Origin of the sequence: Olsenella uli (assembly GCF_901212655.1) — a bacterium.
Lineage (GTDB): Bacteria > Actinomycetota > Coriobacteriia > Coriobacteriales > Atopobiaceae > Parolsenella > Parolsenella uli_A.
Genome location: NZ_CAAKON010000020.1, coordinates 229,539 through 238,750, shown reverse-complemented (window position 1 = coordinate 238,750; position 9,212 = coordinate 229,539). Strand labels below are relative to the sequence as shown.

The 9,212-nt window shown below is 67.3% G+C and carries 8 protein-coding genes and 1 pseudogene (1 of these 9 only partly in view); 8 read left to right on the top strand and 1 reads right to left on the bottom strand.

What is annotated here, in order from left to right; genetic code table 11:
* The 8 genes and pseudogenes from EFAMC2_RS10520 to EFAMC2_RS03630 all read left to right on the top strand — a co-directional run.
* Nucleotides 1-307, top strand: a pseudogene (locus EFAMC2_RS10520) (phosphate ABC transporter ATP-binding protein) (it extends 514 nt beyond the left edge of the window).
* Nucleotides 308-312: 5 nt separating this feature from the next.
* Nucleotides 313-1,113: a phosphate ABC transporter ATP-binding protein PstB gene (gene pstB, locus EFAMC2_RS03660; RefSeq protein WP_154027141.1), complete on the top strand. Its 801-nt coding sequence runs from the start codon at nucleotides 313-315 to the stop codon at nucleotides 1,111-1,113.
* 1 nt (nucleotide 1,114) lies between these two features.
* Nucleotides 1,115-1,804: a phosphate signaling complex PhoU family protein gene (locus tag EFAMC2_RS03655; RefSeq protein WP_154027139.1), complete on the top strand. Its 690-nt coding sequence runs from the start codon at nucleotides 1,115-1,117 to the stop codon at nucleotides 1,802-1,804.
* Between the two features lie 83 nt (nucleotides 1,805-1,887).
* Nucleotides 1,888-2,571 (top strand): response regulator transcription factor, encoded by a 684-nt coding sequence (locus EFAMC2_RS03650; protein WP_154027218.1) that lies wholly within the window; start codon nucleotides 1,888-1,890, stop codon nucleotides 2,569-2,571.
* A 2-nt stretch (nucleotides 2,572-2,573) separates the two neighbouring features.
* Complete coding sequence (locus EFAMC2_RS03645) at nucleotides 2,574-4,130, top strand: ATP-binding protein (protein ID WP_154027136.1); 1,557 nt, start codon at nucleotides 2,574-2,576, stop codon at nucleotides 4,128-4,130.
* Nucleotides 4,131-4,209: 79 nt separating this feature from the next.
* Nucleotides 4,210-6,246 carry a class I tRNA ligase family protein gene (locus tag EFAMC2_RS03640; RefSeq protein WP_154027133.1) on the top strand — a complete coding sequence of 679 codons (2,037 nt, stop codon included), beginning with the start codon at nucleotides 4,210-4,212 and terminating at the stop codon, nucleotides 6,244-6,246.
* Nucleotides 6,247-6,372: 126 nt separating this feature from the next.
* Nucleotides 6,373-7,815 (top strand): alpha/beta fold hydrolase, encoded by a 1,443-nt coding sequence (locus EFAMC2_RS03635; RefSeq protein ID WP_187325127.1) that lies wholly within the window; start codon nucleotides 6,373-6,375, stop codon nucleotides 7,813-7,815.
* Nucleotides 7,812-8,369 (top strand): DUF3267 domain-containing protein, encoded by a 558-nt coding sequence (locus EFAMC2_RS03630; protein WP_154027127.1) that lies wholly within the window; start codon nucleotides 7,812-7,814, stop codon nucleotides 8,367-8,369. The genes EFAMC2_RS03635 and EFAMC2_RS03630 overlap by 4 nt, the downstream gene beginning before the upstream one ends.
* Nucleotides 8,370-8,382: 13 nt before the next feature.
* On the opposite strand, the gene EFAMC2_RS03625 is transcribed toward EFAMC2_RS03630, so the two are convergent.
* Nucleotides 8,383-9,189 (bottom strand): transglutaminase domain-containing protein, encoded by an 807-nt coding sequence (locus tag EFAMC2_RS03625; protein WP_154027124.1) that lies wholly within the window; start codon nucleotides 9,187-9,189, stop codon nucleotides 8,383-8,385.
* Nucleotides 9,190-9,212 lie beyond the last annotated feature (23 nt).

Below are 9,212 nucleotides of genomic sequence, written 5' to 3'. Positions count from 1 at the left end.
CCAGCAGCAGCGCCTCTGCATCGCGCGCACGCTTGCCATGAAGCCCGACGTGATCCTGTTCGACGAGCCGTGCTCGGCCCTCGATCCCATTTCCACGTTTGCGGTGGAGGAGACCATTCGCGCCATCGCCGACTCCGGCATCTGCGTGGCCATCGTGACGCACAACATGGAGCAGGCCACCCGCGTCTCCGACCGTACCGCCTTCTTCTACATGGGCGACATGGTGGAGACCGGCACGACGAAGCAGATTTTCTCGGCACCCAAGGACCAGCGTCTTGCCGATTACCTGAGCGGAAGGTTTGGCTGATATAGATGGAGAAAGAGTTCGACCAGGCGGACCACCGTGTCATCGAGGGCGTGCCTTCGGCGCTGTCCGTGAAGGAATTCAACCTCTGGTACAAAAACGGCGACTTCCAGGCGCTCAAGCACATCGGCCTCGAGATTCCCGAGAAGCGCGCCACCGCGTTCATCGGCCCGTCGGGCTGCGGCAAGTCCACGCTGCTGCGCACCTTCAACCGCATGTGCGACTTCGTCGAGGGCGTCAAGACCGAGGGTCTCATCGCGTTTCGTGGCGAGGACGTGTTCAAGATGGACTCCAACGCCCTGCGCGTGCACGTGGGCATGGTGTTCCAGCATCCCAACCCGTTCCCGATGAGCATTCGCGACAACATCCTCTACGGGCCTTCGCGCATGCGCAAGCTCACCAAGTCCGAGGGTGACGACATCTGCGAGCGCACGCTCACCGAGGCCGCGCTCTGGGACGAGGTCAAGGACAAGCTCGACCACAGCGGCCTGGGCCTCTCCGGCGGCCAGCAGCAGCGCCTCTGCATCGCGCGTGCCCTCGCCACCAACCCCGAGGTGCTGCTCATGGACGAGCCCACGAGCGCCCTCGACCCCATCTCCACGCTCATGGTTGAGCAGCTCATGACGGAGCTCTCCAAGGAGCACACCGTCGTCGTGGTGACCCACAACATGCAGCAGGCCACGCGCGTGGCAGACAAGACCGCCTTCTTCTACCTTGGTGAGCTCATCGAGGCCGGCCCCACGAAGGAGCTGTTCTCGAACCCCAAGGAGGAGCGTACGAAGGAATATCTCTCGGGAAGGTTCAGCTGATATGGCTACTCGCATCGAATTCACCAAGCAGCTCAATGACATGGAGTCCCTCGTCAGGCGCTTCGGCGAGAAGTGCGCGGCGGACGTGCGCGCGGCCGGTCTTGCCGCCACGGGTGACAAGGGCGCCGAGCGTGGCATTCTCGAGGGCCGCAAGGCCGCAGAGCGCCTGCGTAACAACATCGAGAGCAACTGCCTGGACACCATGCTGCTCCAGCAGCCGCTCGTCGGCAGCGACCTGCGCTTCGTCTCCGCAACGTTTCGCCTCGTGTCCGACCTCGCGCAGATTGACTCGATGACGCGCGACATCGCCTTCATCCTCTCCGAGCTGCCCAAGAAGGCCACGACGAAGCTCGCCGACAACTTCATGGCCATGAGCGCCCGCACGGCGGCCATGGTGGAGTCCTCCGTCAACGCCTTCGCCGCCTCCGACGTGGACAAGGCCCATGCCGTCATCGCCGACGACGACGACCTCGACCGCATGTACGCCGAGGCGCAGGACATCGTGGTGGAGCTCATCAAGGCTGGCAAGCCCTCGCCCAGGAGCCTGCCCGAGCTGCTCATGATCGCCAAGTACTTCGAGCGTATGGGCGACCACGCGCAGCGAATTGCCGATTGGGCGGTCTTCCGCGCCACCGGTGAGCGTATCCTCTCTGTTGGGGACCACTCCTACGACGACGTGGACGCCGAGTAGGGGGCCCAGCCATGCAAGCGACGCAGGTGGTCGAGCGCCCGACGGACGAGGTCGCGGCCTCGGCCCAGCAAGGGGCCAAGAACGTGATCTACTACGTCGAGGACGAGAAGAACATCCGGGAGCTCACCATCTACGCGCTCTCCCAGGCAGGCATCGAGGCCAAGGGCCTCTGCAACGACGCCGAGTTCCGGCGCGCCTGCGCCGAGCGCATCCCGGATGCCGTGCTGCTGGACATCATGTTGCCGGACACGGACGGCCTTGCCATACTTCGGCGCATTCGCCAGACGCCGGGCCTCTCCCAGGTGCCGGTGATGATGCTCACCGCCCGCGACGCCGAGCTCGACACCGTGATGGCGCTCGACGCCGGCGCGGACGACTACCTCGTGAAGCCCTTTGGCATGATGGAGATGGTGAGCCGCGTGAGGGCACTGCTGCGTCGCTCGCAGGTGCGTGCCCAGGCGGCGCCGGCTACGAGCGACAAGATCGAGGTTGGCCCGCTTGTGGTCTCCGTCTCCCATCACGAGGCGAGCTGCGACGGCAAGTCCCTCAACCTGACGCTACGCGAGTTTGATTTGCTATCGTTTCTCATGCGCTCGCCGGGCGTCGTCTTCAGCCGAGAGACGCTCCTGCAGCGCGTGTGGGGCTGGGACTTCGACGGCGGCAGCCGAACGGTTGACGTCCACGTCCAGACGCTTCGCCAGAAGCTGGGCGACGAGGCGAGCCTCATCGAGACCGTGCGCGGGGTAGGGTACCGACTGAAGGGCTAGCCATGAGAGAAGAGCGGGTGCGCGAGGGCGAGGACGGCAGCGAGTCTGGCCTGGGGAGCGTGAGCGAGCCCGCCTCCGACGATGCGGCGTTCGGCGACGGGCATGACGCTGTGTCGGGCTCTGCTTGCGCAGAAGACTCCGAAGCCAGCTCTCTTGGTGTGCGAGAGCCCGGCCGCGAGCACCTTCCGTCCCTCGTGCGCCGCATCTTCATCTCACTTTCACTTGCTTCATCTGTGGCGGCCATCGTGGTTCTGATGGTCGCCTCCTTTGTGTTCCAGGGCTCTGCCATAGACGACGCCGGGCGCATGCTCGAGAGCGAGTGCAAGGTCGTGAGGTCCGTGCTGCGCGGCGACGGGTCCGACGGCGACGTCATGCGGCTCGTGAACCTCGACATGGGCGAGATACGCCTCACCTTCATCGACAAGGACGGCTCCGTCCTCTACGACAACCAGGGCAACGTTGACGACATGGGCAACCATGCCGGGCGCCCCGAGGTGCAGGAGGCCACGGACTATGGCGAGGGCTCGGCTGAGCGCGAGAGCGCCACGGAGGGCATGGTGAGCATCTATCGCGCCGTGCGCCTGGATGACGGCCGCATCGTGCGCCTCTCGGTCAATCGTGACTCGGCGATGGCCGCCATCTCGCACGACGTGATGCTCGTGGTCCTCGTGGTCCTCGTGGTCCTCGTTGCGTGCTGGCTGGTTGCGCGCGTCGTGGCCTCCAGGCTTATCAAGCCGGTGCTCGACATAGACCCGGCGCACCCCGGCTCTCCGTACGTGGAGGTCATGCCGCTCGTGGAGCGCATCTCCGAGCAGCAGAGCGCGCTCGAGGCCCAGGTGGCGGAGCTTCGGGGCGCAGACCTCATGCGCCGGGAGTTCACCTCGAACGTGACGCACGAGCTCAAGACGCCGCTCGCGAGCATCTCTGGCGCGGCGGAGCTCATCCGCGACGGCATCGCCCGGCCCGAGGACGTACCGGAGTTCGCGGGGCGCATCTACGACGAGGCCGGCCACATGACCGAGCTCGTGAACGACATCCTCACCCTCTCCAAGCTCGACGAGTCCGAGCGCGCCGGCGACCGCTCCCTCATGGGAACGGAGAGCCCCGTGGACCTGCACCACGTGGCACTCGACGTGGCGAGGCGCCTGGAGACGCAGGCGAGCGCCGCGAAAGTCAAGATCCGCGCGAAGGGCGACCCCGTGGTCATCAAGGGGGTGCCGCGCCTCTTGGACGAGCTTGTCTACAACCTATCCGACAACGCCATACGCTACAACCGCGAGCACGGCAAGGTCGAGATCTGGACGGGCGTCGAGGACGGCAGGCCCGTGCTGCGCGTGTCCGACACCGGCATAGGCATCCCCAAGGCCTCGCGGGCCAAGGTCTTCGAGCGCTTCTACCGCGTGGACAAGGGTCGCTCGCGCGAGACGGGCGGCACGGGCCTTGGCCTCGCCATCGTGAAGCACGCCGTGGCCTATCACGGCGGAGAGGTGACGCTTCAGAGCAAGGAGGGCAAGGGAACCACGTTCACCGTGCGCTTCCCGGCGAGCTCGCTCGCGTAGGCCTTGCTCTCCCGCCCTTTGCCGGCGGGCAAAGAAGTGCGAGAATAGACCGGTTACATCTGGTCGACGAAGGGTTTCCATGACTTCCGAGAGCTCGCTTCAGAATCGCCCGCACTTCCCGGCGCGCGCCGTCGTGACCGCCGGCATGCCGTACGGCAACAAGGACCTGCACTTTGGCCACGTGGGCGGCGTGTTCGTCCCGGCCGACTTCTTCGCCCGGTTCCTCCGCGACCGCATCGGCGCCGAGAACGTGTTGTTCGTCTCCGGCACGGACTGCTACGGCTCGCCCATCATGGAGGGCTACCGCAAGCTCACCGAGGCCGGCAAGTTCAACGGCACCATCACCGACTATGTGCGTGGCCACCACGACAACCAAAAGGCTGCGCTCGACGCCTTCGAGATCTCGCTCGACATCTACGGCGGCTCTGGCCTGGAGCCGGCGAAGGCCTACCACGCCAAGCTCTCCGACGAGTGGATTCGCCGCCTGTACGAGGTGGGCGCCCTCAAGAAGCGCTCCACCCTGCAGTTCTATGACACCGAGGCGGGTACGTTCCTCAATGGCCGCCAGGTCATCGGCCGCTGTCCCGTGCGCGGCTGCAAGAGCGAGAAGGCCTACGCGGACGAGTGCGACCTGGGCCACCAGTTCGACCCCGAGGAGCTCATCAACCCGGTGAGCCAGCTCACGGGCACCAAGCCCGAGCTGCGCCCGTGCGACAACTGGTACTTCGACCTGCCCGCATACCAGAAGGCCCTCGAGGGCCTCATGGACCAGTGGGACGCAGACCCGCAGGTGCGCGACGTGGTCACCAAGACCGTGCGCGAGAGCCTCGTTGCGCCCGTCATCTACATCAAGAACGAGCTGCGCGAGGCCTTCGACGGCGCGGCCGCCAAGCTCCCGGCGCACACGGTGCACGAGGCCGAGGGCAACCAGGCGAGCTTCTCGGTGGAGTTCGCCAACTGGGAGGAGCGCGACGCCGCCCGCGAGGTGCTCGAGGGGGCCAAGATTCGCTTCCGCACGGGCAAGTGCCTGCTGCCCTTCCGCATCACGGGCAACATCGAGTGGGGCGTGCCCGCCCCCGAGCTCGACGGCGTGGGCGCGCTCACCGTCTGGTGCTGGCCCGAGAGCCTCTGGGCGCCGATCAGCTTCGTGCAGACGGCGCTGGGGGAGAGCGAGCCCGGCCGCTACAGCACCACGGACTGGCGCGACTGGTGGTGCGCCGACGACGCGCAGGTGTTCCAGTTCATCGGCCAGGACAACATCTACTTCTACTGCGTTGCCCAGCCGGCCATGTGGGAGGCGATGGGATGGGGCCTCAAGCAGACCACGCCCGTGGCCAACTATCACATCCTGTTCATGAACAAGAAGGCCTCGAGCTCCGGCGCCATCAAGCCGCCGATGGCCGCGGCGCTTCTGGACAACTACACGCCCGAGCAGCTGCGCGCCCACTGGCTGTCGCTCGCGCTCGACGCCAAGGCCGTGAGCTTCTCGCCCAAGCCGTATGACACGAGCGTCTCGCACAAGGACAAGAAGACGGGCGAGGAGGTTCTCGTCAAGGATGACCCGCGCGTGGTAGACCCTGCCCTCAAGGAGAGCGCGTTTCTCACGAACATCTTCAACCGCCTGGCGCGCTCGTGCTTCTACGGCGCCGCGAAGGCGTGCGGGGGCAAGCTGCCCGCGCAGGAGGCCTCGGCCGAGGTGGTGGAGGCGTGCCGGGAGGCCACGCTCGCGTTTGAGCGTACGGTCCACGGGCTGGACTTCCACGGCGCGCTGGCTGCGGTGGAGGAGTTCTGTCGCGCGGCCAACAAGCGCTGGGATGCCGCGAGCAAGGCGGCTGGCGACGATGCGGACGCCTACGTGGCCGCACTTGCCGACGCCTTTGCCGAGCTGCGCACCACGGCCCTGCTCATGCACGCCGCGGTGCCCGCTGGCTGCGAGCTCGTGGCCAAGCACATGGGCTTCTCCGCGCGCGACTTCTTTGGCTGGGAGCACGCGCTGGCCACGCCGCGCGAGCTTGCCGTCGCGGTGGGCGAGGACCCGAACGAGCACGCCATCGTCGAGCTTCCGCCGCGCTTCGACTTCTTCCGCAAGCACGAGAGCCAGTACAAGAAGAAGTAGGGCGCTCGGTCGGATTTGCCCACGTGTGGCTGGGGCGCGAGCCATATGGCCCGTGCCCCCTTTTCGTTCTTCGCCGCCGGACCCCAGGACGCATTAGCGCGCCGCCGAGCTTCAAGGAGGGCTTGCATGTCGTCAATCGAACCTGCGTGTCGCGTCGAGGTGCCCATGGCGGATGGTGCCCGCGTGGTTGCGTTCGTCTACGCGCCAAAGGGCGTGCGGGACGAGCCGGGGACGCCGTTTGCCGTGGCAGGCGAGCCGGCGCCCGTGCTCGTGCTGCACGGCAACGGCGAGGACCACGGGCACATGCTGGGCCTCATCGAGCGCCTGCGTGGCGAGCGGAGCGTCATTGCCATGGACACGCGCGGACATGGCTCCTCCGCGCGTGGGGCGTCTCCGCTCTCCTACGAGCTCGTGGCGGCGGACGCGCTCGAGGTCCTGAGCCGCCTCGGTGTCACGCAGGCGCACGTGCTCGGGTTCTCCGACGGCGGCATCGTTGGCCTGCTGCTGGCGCGCGACGCACCGTACCGCGTGCTCTCGCTCACGGCGCTTGGCGCCAACCTCACCCCTGAGGGGCTTTCGCGCGAGGCGCGACGTGGCATGCGGGTGACCCTTGTGGGGATGGGTGCCGTTGCCGCCGTTGCCGATGGCGTCATGACGGGCCCTCGCACGCGCTACGGCGAGGCCGAGCTTCTGCGCCTCATGCTCGAGCAGCCACACATCCCCGCGGACTCTTTGGCACGCATCTCGTGCCCCACCTGTGTCATGGCGGGCGAGCACGACTTGATTCTGGCGGAGGAGACCACACGTATGGCCGCCGCGATTTCCGGCGCCCGCCTCGTGACGGTGCCGGGTGCCGGGCACGACCTTCCGCTCGAGGCGCCGTATCGCGTTGCGTGCGAGGCTCGCGAGACCATGGCGGCGGGTGAGCCCGCGCACAGGTCCCATCCGCTCGTGACGTTTGGGGCAAATGGGCCAGAGGCCATAGAGCCGACCGGGGGCATCGTGGTGGTTTCCGCCACGGCGGCGGAGGAACCTGGCGTCCTTGCGCTGTACGAGCGCGTGCTCGACGCCTGCGACGAGCCGGGGCGGGAGACCTGCGGGTGGCGCCGTGGCTTCTGGCCGCTGCCGGACGACGTGGGCCGCCGGCTTCGTGCGGGAACGACCTGGATTGCCGTGGCGGCCGCCGATGCCTCGGGCGGCGCGGCAAAGCCTCGCGCCCGCGTGCTGGGGGCCATGTCGCTCGACGGTGACTTCGGTCTCGACGGCTTGGAGCCGGCTTGGGAGCCGCTTGGTTCGGGCGAGGCCCTGACCTGCCATTTATTGGCAACTGACCCGGAGATGCGCGGCCGAGGCGTGGCGAGTGCGCTGCTTGCCGCCTACGCGCGCGAGGGGCTTGCCCGTGGCTGCAAGGCACTCCGCATCAACACGAGTCCACAGAGCCTGTCCAACCGCCTGTACCGGGAGCTCGGGTTTACTCGCTGGCCTGCGCTCTGGTTCCCGTACGAGGGCCTGCCGCTCACGCCATGGACGAATCCCTACGAGCTGCGGCTTGACGAGGCGGCGCGATGACGACGCTTGCCGAGGTCGACTTCCTCGGAGATGAGCGGCTGCGGACGCGTCTCGTCCGGTGGAGCTTCGTTGTCCTTGGCGCTGGTGCGGCGGCGGGCCTTGCGCTCGGGATGCTCTGCTGCTTTGAGCCTCTGGTCGAGTTCTCGCGCTTCGGGGCGTGGGGCGCGGCCGGCTGGCTCTGTCTGCTCGCCGTGATCTCCCTGGGCGTGCTGCCCGTGCACGAGTTCGTCCATGGAGCGCTGTTTAGGCTGCTTGGCGGGCGCGGCACACGCGTGCGCTATGGCTTTCAGTCTGGCATGCTCTACGCGACGTGTCCCGGCCTCGTGCTTGCGCGGGCGCGGTTCCTGGCGGTGCTTGCAGGTCCTGCCGTGGTGCTGAGCGCATGCCTGCTTGGCGCCGGCGCGCGGCTTGGCCTGCCGCTGCTGGGCTACGCGGCCTTCGTGCTCCACCTGTCCGGTTGTTCGGGAGACCTTCTGGCTGTGTGGCTCATCGCTTGTGAGCCGGCCTGCACCCATTGCGAGGACACCGAGGCCGGCGTGCGCCTTCTGGGGTAGGACGCCCCGGCCCCTACTGCTCCGCCTCCGCGAGCGCCTCGACCTTGGCGTGGACGGTCTGGGTCTGGCCCGCGGCCCCGCGGAATACGCCAATCGAGAGCATGCAGTCGCCGTAGTCGCGCCCGTGGCTGATCTTGATGTAGGAGTCATCCACCACCTTGTTGTTGGTGGGGTCGAGTGGGTGCCAGTTGCCGCCCTGGTACACCTCGAACCAGGCGTGCGTTGCCCCCTCGGCATCGTAGAGGCCGGCCACGTACTTGGCCATGAGCCCAAGCCCTCGGCATACGCTGATGGCCACCTGGGCGTAGTCCTGGCACACGCCGGCGCCGCCCGCGAGCGCCTCCTCGGCCACCGTGCGCACGTTCGTGGCGCCGGGCACGTAGGAGAGTCGCTCGTGCACGGCGCCCATCACGTAGCGAGCCTGCTCGAGCGGGGCGGTGGCCCAGCTGTGGCGCGCCAGCTCGCGACGCATCTCGGCCGTGAGGGCCTCCAGCGCCGGTCCCTGCTGCGTAAAGTCGCTCTGGTAGCGGTAGAGGGGCTTGTAGACCTGCCTGCGCGAGAGGCTCTGGTCCACGAACGCCAGGCCTCCCACGTGGTACGAGAAGCTCTCGTGCGGCTCCTCGATGCGCCCCGTCACCACAGGGTTGTAGAACGAGTCGATGCCGTGCGCCTTGGGGCAGTTCGGCGCGAGCGTGAACTCGAGGTCGCAGATGCGCTGCTGCGGCAGGTTGGGCGGCAGGCAGCGAAGCTGGAAGCGATGGTCGCTTACAGGCTCTGCGAACTCGATGGTGGTGGCGTAGTCGAAACGGAGCTTCCTCACGGCAGACCTCTTCTGGGCGTTTT